Source organism: Williamsia maris, from assembly GCF_024171815.1.
GTDB classification, from domain to species: Bacteria; Actinomycetota; Actinomycetes; order Mycobacteriales; family Mycobacteriaceae; genus Williamsia_A; species Williamsia_A maris.
In genome coordinates, this window is sequence record NZ_JAMTCJ010000001.1 from 821088 (window position 1) to 841228 (window position 20141).

Annotated in this window: 17 protein-coding genes; 5 read left to right on the forward strand and 12 right to left on the reverse strand. The window is 67.4% G+C overall.

Annotated features, from left to right (window positions below):
* Positions 1–117: 117 nt before the first annotated feature.
* Together LX13_RS03870 and LX13_RS03875 are read right to left on the reverse strand one after the other, a co-directional pair.
* Positions 118–564 (reverse strand): TIGR03618 family F420-dependent PPOX class oxidoreductase, encoded by a 447-nt coding sequence (locus LX13_RS03870; protein ID WP_253659965.1) that lies wholly within the window; start codon positions 562–564, stop codon positions 118–120.
* Complete coding sequence (locus LX13_RS03875; protein WP_253659966.1) at positions 561–1970, reverse strand: MFS transporter; 1410 nt, start codon at positions 1968–1970, stop codon at positions 561–563. Before LX13_RS03875 ends, LX13_RS03870 begins: the two co-directional genes overlap by 4 nt.
* 129 nt (positions 1971–2099) lie before the next feature.
* Here LX13_RS03875 and LX13_RS03880 point away from each other — a divergent pair, with 129 nt between their 5' ends.
* Positions 2100–2612 carry a winged helix-turn-helix transcriptional regulator gene (locus tag LX13_RS03880; RefSeq protein WP_253659967.1) on the forward strand — a complete coding sequence of 171 codons (513 nt, stop codon included), beginning with the start codon at positions 2100–2102 and terminating at the stop codon, positions 2610–2612.
* Here LX13_RS03880 and LX13_RS03885 read toward each other — a convergent pair.
* The 5 genes from LX13_RS03885 to LX13_RS03905 all read right to left on the reverse strand — a co-directional run bounded on the left by LX13_RS03885 (position 2605) and on the right by LX13_RS03905 (position 7378).
* Entirely contained in the window at positions 2605–3591 is a 987-nt protein-coding gene (locus LX13_RS03885; protein ID WP_253659968.1) for a glycine betaine ABC transporter substrate-binding protein, read from the reverse strand. The genes LX13_RS03880 and LX13_RS03885 overlap by 8 nt on opposite strands.
* Positions 3588–4325 carry an ABC transporter permease gene (locus LX13_RS03890; protein ID WP_253659969.1) on the reverse strand — a complete coding sequence of 246 codons (738 nt, stop codon included), beginning with the start codon at positions 4323–4325 and terminating at the stop codon, positions 3588–3590. The genes LX13_RS03885 and LX13_RS03890 overlap by 4 nt, the downstream gene beginning before the upstream one ends.
* Positions 4322–5584 carry an ABC transporter ATP-binding protein gene (locus LX13_RS03895; RefSeq protein WP_253659970.1) on the reverse strand — a complete coding sequence of 421 codons (1263 nt, stop codon included), beginning with the start codon at positions 5582–5584 and terminating at the stop codon, positions 4322–4324. The genes LX13_RS03890 and LX13_RS03895 overlap by 4 nt, the downstream gene beginning before the upstream one ends.
* Positions 5581–6225 (reverse strand): ABC transporter permease, encoded by a 645-nt coding sequence (locus LX13_RS03900; RefSeq protein WP_253659971.1) that lies wholly within the window; start codon positions 6223–6225, stop codon positions 5581–5583. Before LX13_RS03900 ends, LX13_RS03895 begins: the two co-directional genes overlap by 4 nt.
* 289 nt (positions 6226–6514) lie before the next feature.
* On the reverse strand, positions 6515–7378 hold the full coding sequence (locus tag LX13_RS03905; RefSeq protein WP_253659972.1) for an alpha/beta fold hydrolase: 864 nt from the start codon (positions 7376–7378) through the stop codon (positions 6515–6517).
* A 100-nt stretch (positions 7379–7478) separates the two neighbouring features.
* Between LX13_RS03905 and LX13_RS03910 the strand changes: the two genes are divergently transcribed.
* Positions 7479–7856, forward strand: a complete 378-nt coding sequence (locus tag LX13_RS03910; RefSeq protein WP_253659973.1) for a winged helix-turn-helix transcriptional regulator — start codon at positions 7479–7481, stop codon at positions 7854–7856.
* Positions 7857–7863: 7 nt separating this feature from the next.
* Here the strand turns inward: LX13_RS03910 and LX13_RS03915 are convergent, their stop codons facing one another.
* Both LX13_RS03915 and LX13_RS03920 read right to left on the reverse strand, forming a co-directional pair.
* Complete coding sequence (locus LX13_RS03915) at positions 7864–9684, reverse strand: cellulase family glycosylhydrolase (protein WP_253659974.1); 1821 nt, start codon at positions 9682–9684, stop codon at positions 7864–7866.
* Positions 9685–10032: 348 nt separating this feature from the next.
* Positions 10033–10863: a UbiA family prenyltransferase gene (locus tag LX13_RS03920; protein WP_253659975.1), complete on the reverse strand. Its 831-nt coding sequence runs from the start codon at positions 10861–10863 to the stop codon at positions 10033–10035.
* Positions 10864–10980: 117 nt separating this feature from the next.
* On the opposite strand from LX13_RS03920, the gene LX13_RS03925 reads away from it, so the two are divergent.
* Together LX13_RS03925 and LX13_RS03930 are read left to right on the forward strand one after the other, a co-directional pair.
* Positions 10981–12498, forward strand: coding sequence for a phytoene desaturase family protein (locus tag LX13_RS03925; protein ID WP_253659976.1), 1518 nt, complete (start codon positions 10981–10983; stop codon positions 12496–12498).
* A gap of 539 nt (positions 12499–13037) precedes the next feature.
* Positions 13038–13283, forward strand: a complete 246-nt coding sequence (locus LX13_RS03930) for a DUF3072 domain-containing protein (protein WP_253659977.1) — start codon at positions 13038–13040, stop codon at positions 13281–13283.
* Between the two features lies 1 nt (position 13284).
* On the opposite strand, the gene LX13_RS03935 is transcribed toward LX13_RS03930, so the two are convergent.
* Both LX13_RS03935 and LX13_RS03940 read right to left on the reverse strand, forming a co-directional pair.
* A complete protein-coding gene (locus LX13_RS03935) occupies positions 13285–14373 on the reverse strand; it encodes an NAD(P)H-dependent amine dehydrogenase family protein (RefSeq protein ID WP_253659978.1) in 1089 nt (362 codons plus the stop codon).
* A gap of 11 nt (positions 14374–14384) precedes the next feature.
* Positions 14385–15398, reverse strand: coding sequence for a Rieske 2Fe-2S domain-containing protein (locus LX13_RS03940; RefSeq protein WP_253659979.1), 1014 nt, complete (start codon positions 15396–15398; stop codon positions 14385–14387).
* A gap of 113 nt (positions 15399–15511) precedes the next feature.
* Between LX13_RS03940 and LX13_RS03945 the strand changes: the two genes are divergently transcribed.
* Positions 15512–16135 carry a TetR/AcrR family transcriptional regulator gene (locus tag LX13_RS03945; RefSeq protein ID WP_253659980.1) on the forward strand — a complete coding sequence of 208 codons (624 nt, stop codon included), beginning with the start codon at positions 15512–15514 and terminating at the stop codon, positions 16133–16135.
* Positions 16136–16207: 72 nt separating this feature from the next.
* On the opposite strand, the gene car is transcribed toward LX13_RS03945, so the two are convergent.
* Positions 16208–19735: a carboxylic acid reductase gene (car, locus tag LX13_RS03950; RefSeq protein WP_253659981.1), complete on the reverse strand. Its 3528-nt coding sequence runs from the start codon at positions 19733–19735 to the stop codon at positions 16208–16210.
* Positions 19736–20141 lie beyond the last annotated feature (406 nt).

Here is a 20141-nt window from a genome sequence, read left to right on the forward strand (position 1 = left end):
TCGTGAGTTCATCGCTTCCCATTCATCCACCACGCGGACGGGGCGAACAGGGTTTGATTCACGATGACGACATCCCGGTCGTCGATTTGACCGCGGCGCGGGGCCGATGTCGCGCCGTCAGTTGCTGTAGACGCGCCCCACCCGCACGAGAACGATCGCGCGACGCTGTTCGGCCATCACCTGGTCGTAGGCGTCCCAGTCGTCGTGAGTGCCGCCCGCCGCGGTGAACACCTCGCGCCGCAGGATGCGCAGTCGTTCGTCGTCCAGCCAGGGCTGCGGATCGTCGGGGCCCGCGATCTCAGCGGTCCCCTCGACGGTCGCCCACTTCCACCCCTGACGGAACGTCGTGGTGATCTGCGGGCGGGCGCGGAGGTTGGTCAACTTCACGGTCCCGTACGTGACGAACCCGAGCACCGGCTCGGACGTCTCGGGGTGGGCGAGCAGACCGAGGTTGACCACCGAGGACTGGATCGTGCCGTCGGCACGCAGCGTGGCGACCACCGCGAGACCGCTGTCGTCACGGGCGAGTGCGACCGCATCGTCGAGTGATGGCGAGTTCGTCATGCCGTGATCCTCGCATCTCCGTGCCTGCGCGGAGGGCTCATCGCCGGCGCCACGATCGCGGCCAGCACGGCCACGGTGGCCAGCGCCCACCACGCGTGCTGGAACGCCGGATGCGCCTCGTCGAATCCGCGCGGTGTCCCCAACACCGCAACCAGCAGGGCGACACCGAGCGCCGTGCCGATCTGCCTGCTCATGTTGACCACCGCGCTACCGGTCGCGGTCTGCGCCGGCGGCAGATCGGAGGTGGCCGACGACAGGATGGTGGGGAGGGCGAGACCGATACCGGCACCACCGATCAGCAGGCTGGGCAGGAGGTCGGTCAGGTAGTCGGGCTGTGCGCCGACCTGTAGCGAGACCAACACCGCGCTGCACGCCATGAGAGAGCACCCCGCGGCGACGATCACCCCGACCGGGACCCGTGCCGCCAGTTTGTGTCCCACGATCGTGAACAGCGGGACCATCAGCGGTCCGGGGACCACCGCGAACCCCGTCTTGATCGCCGAGTAGTCCCACACCTGTTGCATCCAGAGGATGTTCGTCAGGAGCGATGCGGCGAACGGTACCGAGAACAGCACCGCGGTGATGTTGGCGAACGAGAACGCCCGCACCCGCATCAGCGCCGGGTCGATGACCGGCGAGGGGTGCCGACCGGATCGGAGGACGAACCCGATCAGCGCGGCGGCCGCGATGACCCACGACGTGGTGATCCTGGGGTCGGTCCACCCCCAGGTGGTGCCCTCGACCAACGCCAAAGTCAACGCCGCGATCGCGATCGCCAGCAACACCGCGCCCAGCACGTCGGGGATGCGCGTGACCTTCTCGTCGCGGGAACGGGGAACCACCACGGCGGCCGCGACCAGTGCGGCGACACCGATCGGCACGTTCACCAGGAACACCCAGCGCCACGACGCCTCGACGAGGACCCCACCCACCGCGGGCCCCAGGGCCGCGGCGAGCGCGCCGGTGGCCGCCCAGATCCGTACCGACCTCGCCCGCAGCTCCGGCGGGGCCGCAGCCACGACCAGCCCGAGGCTCGCGGGGGTGAGGATGGCCGCGCCGATGGCCTGCACCGCACGGAACGCGACCAGCCACCAGATCCCGCCACTGGCCGCACACGCTGCACTCGCGACCACGAACAGGGCCAGGCCGAACAGGAAGCTCCCCTTGCGGCCGTAACGATCGGCAAGTCGACCCGCTGGCACCAGCAGCGCGGCGTAGATGATGGTGTACGCGTTGAGGATCCAGGACAGCTCGGACAGGCCGACCCCGTCGAAGTCACGCCCGATGTCGTCGAACGCGACGTTGACGATGAAGACGTCGAGGCTGGCCATGAACGCCGCCAACGAGAGAACACCGAGGATCACACCGGGCCGCCGTGTCCGCACGGGGTCCGCGACCACGGTCACCGGTCGCGCATCGCTTCGCTCATGCGAGGACGCTATCCATACCGATCCTCTTTCGCAACTGGTTGCGCTACGGGTACGGGGTACGTAGTGTGGCGTCGCCATCGCACCCGACCGGTTGGGAGATGAGGTATGGCCACCACTGCGCGCTCGGCGTGCCCGTTGAACATGTCACTCGAACTGGTCGGGGACCGCTGGACGCTGCTGATTCTGCGCGACATGATCTTTCGCGACCGTCGACAGTTCCGTGAGCTGCTCGCGAACTCCACCGAGGGCATCGCGTCCAACGTCCTCGCGACCCGACTCGAGTCCCTTGTCGACGCCGACATCCTCACCAAGGCACCGCACCTCGGACACAAGCAGAAGATCGTCTACAGCCTCACCGACCGTGGGGTGGACCTGCTGCCGGCGATGATCCAGCTCGGGGCGTGGGGCGCGACGCACACCTCGTCACCGGCGCCCATCGCGCTGTGGTTCCGGATCGCCGCGGCAGCAGGGCCCGAGGTCTGGCACCAGCTCACCGACGAACTGCGTGCCCGGCATCGCGATCAACAGCCGGCCGACCCGAGCGTGGAACCGACGTTCTCTCGCCTGGCGGCCGAGTTCCGCAGGGCGACGACAGCCGGAACCTCCTCGGCTACCTGACCAGCTTCTCGCTCTTCAGCCAGTCCCAGGCGACCGTTGCCGGGTCCTCACCATCGATGTCGACCTTGCCGTTGAGGTCCTGCATCAGCGAGTCGTTCAACCGCGTGGAGATCTTGGCGATCAGTGGTGCGATCTCCGGGTACTTCTCGTTGATCGAGGACCGCAGGACGGCAGTCCCGCTGTAGGGCAGGAAGTACTTCTTGTCGTCGTCGAGCACCGTGAGGCTGAGGTTCTTCACCCGGCCGTCGGTGGTGTAGACCTCGCCGAAGTTGCAGGGCGCGCTCCTGGCCACCGACGTGTAGATGACGCCGGCGTCCATCCGGGTCACGTTGCCTGCAGGCACCCCGTCGGGTGAGTTGTACGGGATCCCGTACTTCTCGAGCATCGGCAGGAATCCGTCCGAGCGACTGAAGAACTCGTCGTCGACGCAGAACGTGCGGTCGCGGACCGGCAGCTTCGCGACATCGGACAACGACTTCACCTTGCGACGCCCAGCCGTGGGCCCCGACGCCGCGAAGGCGTACGTGTCGTTGAAGTTCGCCGGCGGCAACCAGTCGAGGTCGTGGGTCTTCTTCTCGATGTCGCGGACCTTCTGCCACAGTTCGGTCGGATCCGCGATCGTCTCGGTCTGCCCCTGATAGGTGACCCAGCCGGTACCGGTGTACTCCCACAGGATGTCGGCGTCACCGTTGAGCTGCGCCTGACGCGAGGACGCCGAGCCGGGTGCACCGGTCAGGTCGGTGACCTCCGCGCCTGCAGAGGCGAGGTAGGAGGCGGTGATCTTGCCCAGCAGGACGCCCTCGGTGAAGCTCTTCGAGGTGACGACGATCTTCGCGCCGTCCAGCGGCTTCTGGCCGTCGGCCAACGAGCCCTTGGTGAACGTGCCCGAGGAGCTGACGAGTCCACATCCGGCGACGAGCATCAACGACGCGGCGAGCACCGCGATCGCTGCGGTGGTCCTTGTACGACGCGAGGTCATGCCACTCCTCGTGGGGTTGCGACGAGTTCGAACAGTCGTCCGAGCCAGTCGATCGTCATCGCCAGCAGGCCCACCAGGATGGCGCCGGAGATGAGCAGTTTCGGTAGGAACAACGTCACACCGGTCGTGATCAGGGTGCCGAGGCTCGTCGCGCCGATGAAGGTGCTGAGCGTGGCGGTACCGACGAGGATCACCAGCGCGGTACGGACGCCGTTGAGGATGACCGGGACGGCCAGCGGCAGTTCGACCTGGATCAGGGTGCGGAACGACGAGTAGCCGATACCGCGGGAGGCCTCGATGGTGCGTTGGTCGACCTGACGCAGCCCGATGATCGTGTTCTGCAGGATCGGCAGGATCGCGTAGACCACCAGACCCAGTACCGCGGTGCGGAATCCGGTGCCCAGCCAGAACGTGAACAGCACGATGAGGCCGACGGCGGGAGCCGCCTGACCGATGTTGGCGATGTTGACCACGATCGGGCTGAGCCACTTGGCCGCCTCCCGCGTGAGCAGGATCCCGAGCGGGATGGCGATCACGACCACGATGACCGTGGAGACCAGGGTCAGCTTGATGTGGTCGACGATGGTCGACTCCAGGGTCGACCAGGCCAGCGAGGCGTTCTCGGTCGTGGTGAACGTCGTCGAGTTGTACCAGATCGCGTATCCGACACCGATGACGATGATGATCAGCGGCTCGAACCAGACGTCGACCGGAATGCGGCGCAACCGGTTCATGACGCCGAGGTCGGATCGGCCGGTTCGCCGGATCCGTCCTGGTAGTTCGCGTAGGAGGTCTGCGCCTCGTCGGACCGTGCGTCCGCGAGCTGACCGCGGATCACGTCCATCACGACGGCGATCGTCAGGGCGCCCTTGACCGCGCCGCGCCCGTCGGTGACCAGCACGCCGCCCTGACTGGCGGCGAGCATCGAGTCCAACGCGTCGTTGAGCGTGGCGGACTGGGCCACCGTCGGCAGGCGACGGTCGACGTAGTCGGAGACGGCGTCTTTGGTCTTCAGTTCGTCGAGCGACGGCCACGCGCGCGGGGTCCCGTCCTCGTTGACGACGACGACCCAGGTGTGGCCCTCGGCGCGGGCCTGGTTGATCACCTCGGTCGAGGACTGCCCGACGCGGGCGGTCAGCACCGGGTTGTGGTTCACGTCCTTGACCCTCGACAGCGTGAGGTGCGCGAGCGTCGCGCCGGAGCCGACGAACTCCTCGACGAACGGCGTCGCCGGGTTGGCGAGGATCTCCTCGGGGGCTGCGAACTGCTCGACGTGGCCACCCTCGGAGAAGATGCAGACCTTGTCGCCGAGCTTCGTCGCCTCCTCGAAGTCGTGGGTCACGATGGCGATGGTCTTGCCCAGCTCGTGCTGGATCGCGATGAGGCTGTCCTGCAACCGAACCCGGGTGATCGGGTCGACGGCGCCGAACGGCTCGTCCATCAGCAACACGGGCGGGTCGGCGGCGAGTGCCCGCGCCACGCCGACACGCTGCTGCTGGCCGCCGGACATGTCCTTCGGCAGGCGGTCGGCGAAGGTCGCGGCGTCGAGTCCGACCAGGTCGAGCAGGTACTCGGTGCGGTCGGCGATCTTCTTCTTGTCCCAGCCCAGCACGCGGGGCAGCGCTCCGATGTTCTTCGACACCGACCAGTGCGGGAAGAGGCCGCCCGACTGGATGACGTAGCCGATGGACTGCCGCAGCTTGTCGGGGTTCTCCCCCGTCACGTCCCGGTCGCCGATGTAGATGCGACCCTGCGTGGGCTCGATGAGCCGGTTGATCATCTTCAGCGTCGTGGTCTTGCCACACCCCGACGGTCCGACGAAAGCGACGATGTCGCCGGCGTCGAGCTGCAGGTCGAGCTTCTCCACGGCCGGTGCGTCGGTTCCCTTGTACTGCTTGACGACACCGTCGAGTCGGATCGTGGCGCCGGTGACCGTACGCTCTGTCTTCCCGGCCCCCGCGGGGGTGTTCGGCGAGGTGCTCGCTGCGGTCATGACAGTCCCTTTGCAATCGTGAGGCGTCCGAGGAGCACCAGCAGTGCGTCGAACACCAAGGCGATGATGACGATGAGAATCGTTCCGGTGAGGGCCATCGCGAGAGCGTTGGCGCCACCGAGTCGTGAGAGTCCGTTGAAGATCAGGGAGCCGAGTCCGGGTCCGAGCACGTAGGCGACGATCGCGGCCACGCCGACGATCATCTGCGTCGACACGCGGATGCCGGTGAGGATGATCGGCCACGCGATGGGCAGCTCGACGGTGAGCAGGATCCGCCAGCGCGACAACCCGATCCCCTGGGCCGACTCCACCACGGTCGCGGGCACCGACCGCAGGCCGACGATCGCGTTGCCGATCACGGGGAGCGCCGCGAAGAACGCCAGCATGATGAACGACGGGACGACGCCGAGGCCGAACGGCACGATCAGCAGCGCGAGCAGCGCCAGCGACGGGATCGTCAGTGCGACGCGGCTCGTCGTCAGCGTCAGCGCGGAGGCCAACGGCAGTCGGTAGACGGCGGCGGCGATGACCACCGCGATCACCGAACCCACCACCAGGGTCTGTAGTGCGAGCGACGCGTGTTGGTAGGTCAGGAAGGCGAGGAACCCCACCCGCCCGTGTATGTAGCCCCAGAGATCCACTGGCTTCCCGTCATTGGTGCATCATCGAGCGCCGCGGCCGCGGAGACGTCTGACTCCGGACGTGGGGCGTTGAGTGAAGAGAACGTATCCAACGGCCGCATGATCGGGCACTATTTACCGAGGGTCACGATTGGGTCGACGGGGCAAGGCCCCCAGCACCTCCCGCAGCTACCTGCGGCGATGTTGGCGCCCGCAATTGGTCAATATTTTCGATCAGACTGATCGCAATGTGGGCTGTCGCGCACGGTGATTCACTCCCGACGGTGCGGGGACCGAGTGCCCGCCGAGGTCAGGCGGCGATGGCCACGAAGCGGGTGAGGGCGGCGGCCAGTTCATCCGGTTGCTCCAACGGGATGATGTGACCGCAGTCGGGTATCGACGCCCTGGACAGGTTGTCGGCTACGCACACCAGTTGGTCGCCGATCGCCTCTCCGACGACACCGCCCGCCACAGCAAGTGTGGGCGCGGTCAGCCGGCGCGTCTGCAGTGCCGAGGACAGCAGTTCGGCGTTGCGCTCTGCCACACGGTAGGTCTCGAATCCAGCCCGTAGCGACGCCGCTCCGGAGTGGGCACGGATGAAGGCGGACCGCGCCTGCGCACCGATGTCGTGTCGCACGCTCGGACCCTGCAGAAACCAGCTGAGGTACTCGGCCTCGTGCCCTTCCACCACGGCCTCGGCGAGTCCCGGCACCGCATGGAATCCGAACCACCACGGCGGGCCTGCGGACAGGAACGCCTCGGCCCCCGGCAGTCCCGGCAGGAGTCCTTCCATCACCACGAGTCGATGGACCCGGTCGGGAGCTGTCAGACCGACGTGGACCGCCGGTGCGACACCGGCATCGATCCCGACCACGCTCGCGGTGGTGACGTCGAGGGCGTCGAGGAGACCGGTGACGTCAGCGGCGAGTGTCGCCATGTCGTAGCCGAAGCGTGGACGGTCGCCGCCACCGATGCCGCGTCGGTTCGGCGCGATCACCCGGAATCCGTTCCGGGCGAGGACTCGACCCACCGGTCGCCACACTTCCCAGGTGTGTGGCCATCCGTGCAGCAGCACAACGTGTGCGCCGTCGACCGGTCCGGCGAGGGCCACCTCCACCGTCACACCGTTCGTTCCGATCATCTGCGTGGTGAAATCGTCGTCCGGTTGAGACATATCGGTAACTCGCCTTCATCAGGTATCCATTGGTTACCCTCATGGTTCGCGACCGTTGCGGTCGTCACAAGAAGGCACTTCGGAGGAAGGTGGTGAGCCCGTGGTCACCGCCTCGTGTGCCGTCGGAGATTTGTTCGATCCCGCCTGCCCGACCCGTCAACTCCTCGATCGCATCGGGGACAAGTGGACATCGATGATCGTCAAGCAGCTGTCCGAACGCCACCCTGATGGCGCCCGGTTCGCCGAACTCCGTCGGGCCACTCCCGGCATCAGTCAGAAGATGCTCTCGCAGACCCTGCAGCGCCTCGTGGCCGATGGCCTGGTGGACCGCGAGGTCACCCCGTCGACGCCGCCGGCTGTTCGGTATCGCCTGACATCGCTCGGCCTGTCCCTCGACGGCCCACTGTCGGTCGTTCGAGCCTGGGCCGAAGAACACATGCGCGAGATCGACGACCATCGGCGTTCGACGGCGGACTGAGGTCCCGTCAGCCGGTGGCGGCCGCCCTGGCCGCCGCATCTCCGGTCGACGCCGCGTTCCCGGTCGACGCCGCTTCGGCGGTGGCGGTGGCACTCTGCGTTGCGTTCACGCTCGGTGCGGGCATTGCGGTCGCGGGCGCTGTCGCCGTGGGGGCCGCGGTCGCGGGGTCGACGGAATCCGTTGTGGGCGTCGTCGCCTCGGCCGATGAAGAGGTCTCCCCGCTCGGTGCGGTGGCCGTCTCGGCCGGAGTCTGCGTTGTCGGTACCGCCGTGGTCCCGGGAGTCTCCGTCGTTCCCGGATCGGTCGGCGCAGCGGGGGTCGCGCTCGTCGACGGTGTCGGGTCGGCAGTCGAGGTGGCCGTCCGAGCCGCGTCGGTCGTGGCGGTCGCGGTGGCGGTCGGCGCCGTGGCCGTCGTCGGTGCGGTGGTGGCTGCGGTGGTATCGGTTGTCGAGGTCGTTGCTGCCGGGCTGGTCGCGGAAGGATCGGTGGTCGCCGACTCCGTGCGCGCCGCATCGGTCGTCGGCGCCTGCGTGGCCGCCGTCTGATCCGTCGCGACGGTGTCCGACTGTGCCGCAGCCTGATCGGCCGCATCCGCGGCAGCGGACGCTATGGCGTCGGAGATGGCCTGCACGTAGTTCTGCATGGCCGTGCCGACGGTCTCGGCGACCGTCTGCGCGGCGGCGTCCATGGCGAGCGCGGGGCTCGCGGTGGTCGGGAGCGCCGACTGGTCGGCGACCGCGGTGGCCGCCGCGAGCTTCATCGCCGACGGGGTGCCGTGCTGCGCGATGAAGTCGCTGATGACCTGCGCGGCGGGTTTCGGTGTCCACGTGTCGGTGTAGACGCCGAACGTGGCCTCCGGATCGGTGGTGTCGGCGGAGTTGGTGTCCTGCAACGTGTACAGGAACGCGGGGCCCGCGTACGACAGCGTGCTCCAGTTGTCCAGGAAGTCGCTGATGTAGTCGGCCTGCTGCTGGTCGCCAACGATCCCGGTCGGGAGTCCGTACTCCGACGACCAGATCTGCTTCGTCCCGTCACCGTTGGCCACCATCAACTGGTGGATGTCGGTGACCTGGTTGAGCGGCGAGTTGGCGAGGTTCGCGCCCTGCGAGAACTCGGTCGTGTTCTGGTACGGGTGGAACGAGAGCGCGTCGAAGTATCCGGCCGCGCCGTCGGCGTACATCTGCTGCACGAAATCGACCGGGTTCAGCGTGTAGTTGCCCCACGTGACCGTGGACCCGAGCACGCCGCCGATGACGGTGGCCGACGGGTTCGCCGCCTTGATGGCCGGGTACGCGGCCTTGAGCAGCGCGGTGTAGCCGGACGGATCGGGTGCGGGCGAGTAGCCGATGAAGGCGTTGGGCTCGTTCCACACCTCGAAGTCCGACATCTTCCCGGCGTAGCGGGAGGCGAGGGCGCCCATGAAGTCGCCATAGTCGGCGGCGTTCGTCGGCGGCGTGTAGTAGCCGGTGCCTGCGGCACGCGCCCAGTCCGGCGTCGTGTTGACGACGCCGAGGATGCCCATACCGCGGGCGTCGGCGGCGTTGACCATGTTGTCGATGGCCGTCCAGTTGTATTGGCCGTTCGCAGGCTCGGTCGTCGCCCAGGGGACCGCGATCCGGATGTCCTGGATACCGAGCGCCTGCATCTCGTCGAGATGCTTCGCGATGACGGCGGGGTCGGTCGCGGAGAACAGCAGGTTGTTGTCGGAGATGCCGACGGTGTCGGAGTTCGGATCGACCGCTGCCGCGTTGACGATGGCGTAGTGCGGAGCCGAAGGCGCGATGAGAGTCGCCGTACCGAACGTCGCGAACATCGACAGCGCGGTCACGGCGACGATGGAACGTCCGGCGTGAGCTCGCAGGAAAGAAGCTGATGAAGGGGGCACAATGGTCTCCGTTTCGCCCCCCAAGGGTTTCCCGACCGTGTTCAACGGTAAACACAGCCGGGGGGATATCCACAAGTAAGGCGCGGTTAACTCAACTGAATTTGCCGAAATTCAGAGAGCCAAACATGTTGTGAAGTAACATCATTCGAAATCGGATTTACTGATGTTAAATCGAAACAAATTTATCAATCTGTCGGTTTGGGCGGAATTGTCGACGAAACACATCGCCGTGAGGATGACTATCGAATTTCCTTCACAATGCGAATGACAACGTGTTCATTCGGAGGAACTTCAGCTGACGATGACGAGGACCGCGTCGACACCGGCCACGACGATCGCGCCGTAGAACGGCGTCCGCCCCCGACCACGCACGGTCGCCGCGATGATGGCGATCACGGCGGCCAGCGCCACCCAGTGCATCCACGAAGGACTCGTCGCGGCGACGCAGACCGCGGTGGCCGCGAGCAGCAGTACGGCGGCCACACCCGGGATACGTCGACGACCCAGCCGATGCGGCAGTCCGCGTACGCCGGTGGCCTCGTCGTCGTCGAGGTCGGGGAAGACGTTGAGCAGATGTGCGCCGACCCCGAGCAGTCCGGCCACGACCACCATCCACACCGGCGGCAGCCGACCGGGGTCGGCTGCCAGCATGACCACGACGGGCAGTGACCCGAACGCGACGAGATAGGGCACCGCGGAGAAGACGGTCGACTTCACGCCGGCGTTGTAGAGCAGGCCCGCGCCGACACCGAGCACCAGATGCACCGAGCCCGCCGCGACCCCGCACGCCATGGACGCCACGACGCACACGACCCCGAACACCGCGGCGGTCCCGGCGACGGCACGTGGTGTCAGTTCTCCCGCGGCCAACGGCTTGTCGGGTCGGCCCACCTGGACGTCGCGACCGCGGTCGAACAGATCGTTCGTCCAGCCGACCACGAGCTGTCCGGCGAAGACCGCCACCGCCAGGGCGACCGAGACGAGTGCCGACACACCGTTCGTCAGTGCGAGCGCCACGGTCAGCAGGGTCACGGCGGTACCGGGGACCGGGTGCGACGCGCGCGCCAGAGCCAGCGTCGTGCGGATCGCGCGCTGGGGTTGGCCCACCCCGACCGGCCTCATCCACCGACCGTATCCGCATTCTCGGGCCCACCCCCGGGACACGACGGCCCCGACCGGTGGTGGCCGAGGACATCGGGCTCGACCACACTGGTCTGCAACGGTAGGAGCAACGCGTACATGAGTCATGTGATCGTCATCGGCGCCGGTGTCGGCGGCCTCGCCGCGACCACCCGCCTTGCCGCGATGGGCCATCGCGTCACCCTTGTCGAGCAGGCCGCACAGGTGGGCGGCAAGCTCGGTCGGGACGACATCGACGGGTTTCTGTTCGACACCGGCCCGTCGCTGCTGACGCTGCCGCAGGTACTCGCAGAACTGTTCGGCGCCACCGGCGCGCCCCTGGCCGAGTCCGGTATCGACCTGCAACGCCTCGACATCGCGTGTCGCTATCGATTCCCCGACGGCGCCACCGTCGACCTGCCCGGCGACATGGACGCGATCCCCGGCGCGCTCGACGCCGCTCTGGGTGCGGGCCGCGGCGCGCAGTGGTCGGCCTTCCTCACGCGGGCCGCACGCATCTGGGACGTCACCGAGCAGCCCTTCCTGCGCTCCCCCATCGACGTGGGCACGATGGTGCGACTCGCGCGCAGCCTCGCCGATGTGGTGACCGTCGCGCCGTGGCGATCGCTGCGCGGCATCGGCGCGCGGCACCTGTCGGATCCGCGTCTGCGCATGCTCCTCGATCGGTACGCCACGTACACGGGCTCGGACCCGCGGCGCGCACCCGCCGCGCTGGCCACCGTCCCGTACGCCGAACAGGCCTTCGGGTCCTGGTACATCCCCGGCGGCCTCTACCGGCTCGCCGAAGAGCTCGTGGCCCGCGCGGAAGCCCTCGGGGTCGAGGTCCGCCTCGGGACCGAGGTGGCCGAGGTGCTCACGTCGTCGACCGGGGTGCGAGGCGTGCGACTGACCGACGACACCGTGATCGACGCCGATGTCGTCGTCGCCAACGCCGATGCGCGTGTGGTCTATGAGCAGCTGTTGCCCGCGCCCGACAGGGCGACGCGCGCGGTGGCCCGCCGAGTGCGGCGCTCGACGCGATCGTTCTCGGGGTTCGTGTTGCTGCTGGCCCTCGACGACGCCCCGTCCGATCAGCCCCACCACACTGTGCTCTTCGCCGACGATTACGACGCCGAATTCGACGCGGTCTTCGGTCGAGGCGGTCCACCGCGTCCCGTGCACCGACCGACGGTCTACATCAGCGCACCCAGCGATCCTGCCGTCGCACCAGAATCGGGTAGCGGCGCATGGTTCGTCCTGGTGAATGCCCCACCCCACGACCCGGACGGTGGCACCGACTGGGATGCGCCCGGTCGGCGCGAGAGCTACGCCGACCACATCCTGGATGTGATGGCCGATCGCGGCGTCGACATCGCCGACCGCATCCGACACCGACGCATCATCACCCCGGCCGATCTCGAGCGCCGGACCCACACACCGGGCGGGTCGATCTACGGCACCGCGTCCAACAGCGCGTCGGCCGCGTTCCTCCGTCCGGCGAACCGCTCGCCGGTGCCGGGCCTGTACCTGGTCGGTGGGTCGTCGCACCCCGGTGGCGGGCTACCCCTGGTGATGATGTCGGCCGAGATCGTGGCCGCCATGATCGGCCCGGCCACATCCCCGCCGAAAGTGCCCTAACCATCCGCCGAACGTGCCCTAACCAACCGCCGAACGTGCCGAAATGACCCGTCGAACGTGCCGCTCCTGGCGCCTGACGGCGAAAAGATGCTGTGGACGGAGTCGGGTGACGCGCAAGTTCCGGTCCCGGCTCGCGTTCGCACACTCCTGTGTCGTTCGCACGGTTGTGTGCTGTTCGCATCGCGCCGGGAGCGTGCGAACAGCACGTGACGATGCGAACGGCACGACAGGGTGCGAACGATTACCCGGCACGCGAACGCACGCCGCACCGGACTTCGTCCTCAGCATCTTGTCGCCGTCAGGCGTCAGGAGCGGCACGGTTGGAGGATGGTTGTCGGCGGCCTGCTCGGCGGGCGGTTTCGGCACGGTCGGCGGGCGGTTACGGCACGGTCGGCGGGCGGTTACGGCACGGTCGACGGGTGATTTCGGCACGTTCGACGGGCGGTTACGGCACGGTCGGCGGGTTGTTTCGGCACGTTCGGCGGGTGGTTAGGGCACGGTCGGTGGATGGCGCGGGCGCGGCGGCGTATGGTCGAGACATGACTACTTCGAACAACAGTTCGACCCCCGATGAAAGCGGCGAGGTTCTCGGAGCCGACGCCGGAAACACCACCGAGAAGGATCCGTCGAACTGGGTGACCGGTGACGAGCCGATGACCGGTGCGCAGCGCAGTTACCTCGACACCCTCGCCCGCGACGCAGGCGAGACCATCTCGGCCGATCTCAACAAGGCGGAGGCATCCGAGGAGATCGATCGACTGCAGGGCAAGACCGACCGCGGCTGATTCACCGCTTGAAGCGACCGGCGAAGCCGCGCAACGGCAGGTCTGCGCTGGTGAGTATCCCGGGCGGTGCATCGACGACCGCGCGGATCGAGTTCAGTGCCGGCAGGCCGGTGACGGTCATGCCGATCGACGCGAAATCCTCCGGGTTGTCGAGTCGAACACCGGGTTTCGGGAAGATCATGTGCTTGTTGTAGATGCACGGGTCACCCTGGATCTGAGTGATGTAGCAGCCCTTGATGTCCCAGCTCGGCTCGGTGTGCGGCGTCATCTGCCATTCGAGGTGCGTCTCGATGCGCGGCACGCCGTCGACCATGCCCTGGTACTTGATGTAGTTGCCGCCCAATGAGCCCTTGGGCATCTGGTACCAGCCCAGGTCGACGTCCTCGGTGCACGCGCCGAGTGCGTAGCTGAACGTCACCTCGTCGAGTTCGAGGCCGAAGCAGTCGGCCATCAGCAGCACGCTGTCGGCGAAGACCCGCGTGTACTTCTCGAGTTTCCCCGGGATGGTCGGGTCGTCGACGGGTAGTCCGTAGCCGACCTCGATCCAGGTGTCGCGCGAGTGGTGGCAGGAAACGTCCACCGATTCCAGCGTGATGATGTTCTCGATGTCGGCGACATCGGCCGAACAGACCACTCCCAGAATCTGATTGACCCCAGGGTTCATGCCGGTCCCGTAGAACGTCGACCCTCCGCGCTCGCACGCCGCCTGCAACACCTCGGTGACCTTTCGGCCCGAGGGATGCGGATGGTTCTCGTCGCGATGGTGCCCGGTGATGAAGTCGGCGGTGGTGACGATGTCGATGCCGGCCTCGAGCACCTTCTCGTAGAGTTCCTCGTCGGGGAACACGCCGTGGAAGGTCAGGACGTCCGGCTCAGCGGCGATGATCTCGTCAACCGTTTCCGTCGCGACCACCCCGACGGGCTCGATCCCGACGATCTCGCCGGCGTCGCGACCGATCTTGTCGGCCGAATAGCAGTGCAGGCCCACCAGTTCGAGATCGCGGTGTGCTCTGATCCGCTTGATCATCTCCGACCCGACGTTGCCGGTCGCGACCTGGAAGACCCGGATGGGTGGGGTGGATGTCGACATGGGAGAGCCTCTCAGCGGGCGGCCGCGACAGCCGCGGTCTGATCGAAATCGGCGGGATAGAACTGCGTGGCCCACGCGCGGATCGCGGTGAAACCCGCGAACTCCGCGGGCGAGAGTGCGGGCGGGTCGGAGTACCGCTGGTGTTTCCAGATGTGGATGTCGTTGCCGAACTGCTCGATCACCCCGGCCGCGTGCGCCAACGCCCTGCTCGTGGGTTGATCGCTCGTGTCGCCGGGCTTGCGTCCGATCCACACGGTGAACCGGACGTCGGAGGTCGTCTCGTCGATCGGGGTGACACAGGTCTGCGTCCGGTTGTCGATCATCCCCCAACTCTTGGTGCTGGCGACGCCGATCCCACTGTTGATGGCCTGCACGCCGCTGTTGATCTCGTCGGCGGGGACATCGTCGAAGGCGATGGTGAAGTCCACGTAGGACACGGGTTGATCGAAGTCGTGGCGGGTGAACTCGGGCACCAGCGGGGTGTTGTGGACGTACTTGAAGTGCGCGAAGTCGACGCCGTTCTCCATGACGTACTGCGGATGGATCTCGACAGACTGCTCGAACAGTGTGCTGTGCCCGTGGGCCGGGTAGTAGTCGGCGGCGCTGCGCCCGTCGTCGAAGCCCGAGAGCGCCTCGGCCACCGGAAAATACGGTTCGCGACGGTCGGCGTCGTACCAGATGAAGATCGACTCACTGTGCTCGGTGACGGGATAGGTCCGGATGCGCCGACCCCGGTTCGGGTTCTTCTCGTACGGGATACACACGTTGCGCCCCTGCCGATTCCACTCCCATCCGTGGAACGGACACCGCAGGATCTCACCGTCGACGGTGCCGCCGAACCCGAGGTGCGCGCCGAGGTGCTCGCAGTAGGCATCCATCACGGTGACCTTCCCCGAGGCCGACCGCCACGCGATCATGTCGGTCCCGAAGTACGTCATCCGGTGGACGTCGTTCACGCCGATCTCGGCGGACCACGCCACCTGGAACCAGCCGGTGGGTCTCATCGGCAACGGCGTCCTCGCCATCTTCGGCCTCCTCCGCGACACCGCTCCTGCGGTGGTGAGGAGAACGGTAACCGCGCGCCGATCAGAATGAAAGAGGGTTCTACGAATTAGTGGGGCTCCGCTAGCATCGGCGAATGACCGATGCGGGCGTCACCGGCCGACGCACCAACCGACGCGGCACCGCCACGCGCGAGAGCATGCTCGACGCCGCCGTGAGCTCACTCGCCTCGGGAGACCCGGGATCGGTCTCGGGCAACCGGATCGCCAAGGACATCGGCGCCACCTGGGGGACGATCAAGTATCAGTTCGGCGACATCGACGGGTTCTGGGCGGCGGTGTTGCGGCACACCGCGCTTCGGCGCGGCGATCTGCCTGCGAGCGCCCCGGACAAAGCCCCGCTGCAGGCACGGGTGTCGGCCATCATCGACAACCTCTACGCGGGGCTGGCCGGCACCGACTCCCGCGCCATCGAGACGCTACGGGCCGCGATGCCGCGCGATCGTGACGAGTTCGAGCGTCGATTCCCCGCCACCGCAGGCGAGTTCGCCTCCTGGCGGCAGGCTTGGCTCGACACCTGCATGCGGGCCTTCGCCGGGTTGGACGTCGACCCCGACCGCGTCGCGGAGGTCGCCGCCTTCATCCCCGGCGCGATGCGGGGCATCACCTCGGAGAAGCAGCTCGGTACCTACACCGACCTCGACCTCGCCCGGCGTGGCATCACCAACGCGATCGTCGCCTACCTCCAACCGAGTCCGTGACGTCCTGACACACGCCAGCACCCGACGCCGCGGGTGCGGTCGTCGGGTGCCGGGGTCCGAACGTGGATCGTCTCAGAGCAGTCCGAGCACCTCGAGGTTGGTGGCGTACTTGACGATGATCTGCGGCGTGATGTGCGGGATGTCCTTGTCGGGACCGATCTTCGCGTCCTGGACCGCCGCGCGGAACCGATCGGTCGGCGCCATCGCCCCGTTGAGCGGCGGCACGGGCTGCTGGTAGTTGTGCAGCAACGGCAGCAGCGACGCGGACCGCTGCTTGGCGGGCAGCGCGCGGACCGCGGTCTCGAACCGCTGGAGCCAGGTGTCGTAGGAGTCGACACGCTGGATCGAGTACCCGGCGTCGACCAGCCAGTCGACGAACTCGTCCTGACCGATCCCGTCGTCGTACGGGTTCATCACGTGGTACGTCTCGAACCCGTCGAGCAGCTGGACCGACAGGGTGGAGATCGCCTCGGAGATGAAGTCGACCGGCAGCCCGTCATAGTGTGCGCGTTGACGATTGCCGTCGGCGTCGAGGTCGTAGAACGACTTCGGCGCGACGCCGGTGGCCACCAGGCTCAGCATCAACCGGGTGAACATGTCCGGCACGTTGAGCTGACCGACGAACTGGGTGTCGGCCAGGATCATGTCGCAACGGAACACCGCGACCGGCAGGCCACACAGGTCGTGGGCCTCCCGCAGCAGCACCTCGCCCGCCCACTTGCTCGTGCCGTATCCGTTGGCGTAGGTCTCGTCGACCGCGCGGGTGGCGCTGATCTCGCGGATGTCGGCGTCCTCGACGAACGCCGAGGCCGGCTCGATCCCGCCCCCGACACCGATGGTCGAGACGTAGGCGAACTGCTTGAGCTTGCTGGTCAGCGCGATGCGGATCAGCTCGGCCGTGCCCAGGGCGTTGGGGCCGAACAGCTGGGCGTACGGCAGGACGTGGTTGACCAGTGCGGCCGGGTCGACGATGAGATCGACGGTGTCGGCGATGCGCTGCCACGTCTGCGTGTCGAGGCCGAGGTCGGCCTCGCTCTTGTCGCCGGCCACGACCTGGAGGTGCTCGGCGGCGAGCTTCTGGTAGCGCGCCAGCAGTTGCGGGTCGCCGCTGTCGAAGGTGGCGTCGAGTCGAGCCCGGGCGGCCGCGTCGTCCTTGGCGCGCACGATGCAGATCAGCGTGCCGTCGACGAGATCCATCCGCTCGAGCCATTCGAGTGCGAGGAACCGCCCGAGGAAGCCGGTCGCACCGGTGAGCAGGACGGTGCGGACCTGCTCGCTGGGCCGCGGCAGGTTCGGCGCCGCGGCGATGGTCGCGTCGTCGAGGAACTTGTCCAGGGTGAGGTCTCGTGCGTGCACCTCGGTCGCGTCGGCTCCGTGCACCGTCGCGAACGTGGGTCGGGTCGCGCCCGAGGTCCGCTCGTTCTCGATGTACTCGGCGATGGCCGCGAGATCGGCGGCCGGGTTGACGATGACGCCGACGGGGACCTCGATGTCGAAGATCTCGCGCAGGAGGTTGGCGAAGGTCACCGCCGACAGCGAGTCACCACCGAGATCGGTGAAGTGCGCGTCCGCCTGCACATCCGAGGCCGATGCACTGAGCAGTGCTGCGGCTGCTCGGCTCACGGACTCGAGAACCGGTGCGCTGTCGCCGTCGCGGCGCAGCGCCTGCAACTCGTTGGTCTGACCGTCGGCGAGATCGGCGTACCGCTGTTCGAGCGCCTCGCCGTACTGCTCCTTCAACCGCGGACGCGCCAGCTTGCGGATACCGGTCAGCAGACCGTTCTCCAGCGTGAACGGCGTTGTCTCGACGATGAAGTCGCGCGGGATCTCGTAGGACTGCAGGCCGGCGGCCTTTGCGGCCCGCTGCACGGACTCGCCGAGGATCGGCTTGACCGCGTCGACGTCGCCGTCGACCTGGGCCAGGGCGTCGTCGGTCGGCACGATCACGGCCAGCAGGAACGCGCGGGCGGAGTTGCCGTAGATGTAGATCTGCCCGATGACCGGGCTGTCGGCGAAGACGGCCTCCACTTTCGACACCGTGACGAACTCACCCTGGGAGAGCTTGAGGACGTTGTTGCGACGGTCGAGGTAGACCAACTGGTCGGGTCCGGTCTCGGCGACCACGTCACCGGTGCGGTAGTAGCCGTCCTCGTCGAAGACGTCGGCCGTGGCGTCGGGACGGTTGAAGTAGCCCGGGAACATGGTGTCGGACTTGACGAGCAGCTCGCCACGCGGGTTCGGGCGATCGGTACGGAAGTACCCGAGATCGGGCACGTCGACGAGCTTGTAGTCGACCACCGGCGGACGACGCACGGCTCCGTCGATGAACACCATTCCGGCCTCGGTGGATCCGTATCCCTCGACCAGGTGCAGTCCGAGCAGCGATTCGACGAACGCAGTCATCTCGGCGGAGATCGGCGCCGAACCCGTCAGTGCGGCAACGTATCGGCCGCCGAGCAGGTTGTCGCGCAGGTCCGCCGAGACCGCCTCGCTCGCGGTGGCCTCGTCCCCACCCGCGTTCACGCGACGGCTCAGGGCGCTCTGGTGCTCGGTGAAGATCATCTCCCAGATGCGGGGGACGAAGCTGAGCAACGTCGGCCGCACCAGCGCCATGTCCTCGAGGAAGGTCGACAGGTCGCTGGTCGCGGCGAAGTAGGTCGTACCGCCCGACGCGAGCGTCTCGAACAGGATGTGTCGCCCCATGACGTGGCTCATGGGCATGAAGCTCAACGTGATCGACGGACCGGTGGTGCCCTGCGCACCGACCATGTTCGTCGACCGCCGCCATGCGTTGGTGACCAGGCTCTCCGGGTACATCGCGCCCTTGGGACGGCCGGTGCTGCCCGAGGTGTAGATCAGCAGCGACAGCGGATCGCCTTCGCCCACAACGGGAACCGGTCCGGTCACGGCAGACTCGCCGCGTGCGATCACGTCGGCCAGGGTCTCGACGGTCACCGCGTTCTTGCCCTCGGCGAGGCGTCGCTGCGCACCGGCGACCGCGTCACGGTGGTCGTCGACCTCGGAACGCAGATCGAACACGACCAGCCGGGCGAGTGCTCCGCTGTTCGCGCTGAGCTCGACCGCGTCGTCGAGGCGGTCGACGCTCGCGGCGATCAGGGTGGGTTCGGTCTCGTCGACGATGGGTTGCAGCTGGGTCAGCGGCGCGCTGGTCTGCAGCGGGACACACACCGCACCCAGGAGCACGGTCGCCATGTCGATGACCGTGTAGTCGACACTGGTGAAGCCCAGGACCCCGACGCGGTCGCCGGGCGACACCGCGCCGCCGGCGAGCGCCGCGGCGACCGAACGCACTCGGGCCCACAACTCGCGGTAGGTGATGGTCTCGAAGCGCGGCAGCAACGTGGTGGTGGTCCGACCCGATGCCGGGTCGGTCACGAGGTCCACGGCGCGCGCACCGAGGGCGGGCCGATCGGCGTAACCGTCGGCGAGGGTCTCCATGATCTGGGCGAGTCGCAGCGACGGCTCGTTGACCGCTTCGGTCACGGCATCGTCGGGAAGAGCGGCGGCGAACTGCGGGTCGTCACGGACCAGATCGGCAATGCGTCGGGCGAGTTCGTCGTCCTGGGTATCGATCGACATGAGTGGTACTCCTTCGAACTATGGCCGGACGGTGATGATGAGGAAAGACCTCGGAACACCTGTACAGGCGCTTGCATAGCCTAACGATGTAAACGTTAGCAGCGCTTCACACCCACCGGCCACCACAGTGTGGCGAACCCGACAGGTAGCGCAGGCCGTCGCGACCGCTTCGTCGCATTCGCGCGATCCGCAACGGCATCATCCGCGACCGCAACGCTTTTCAGGACTCGCGGATGGACGGCGAATTCTGATTCTCGACCACCATTCGTCACTTCCGTTGGGAGATGTCATCGAACTCAACATGTGTTGCGAACGTCGGTTGTGGGCGGTCACAGCGGATGCGGCAACTCCTTCGGTGACGTCGGCCACTCGCTTACGGTCTGTCTCGGACATCAACAGGAAGAGG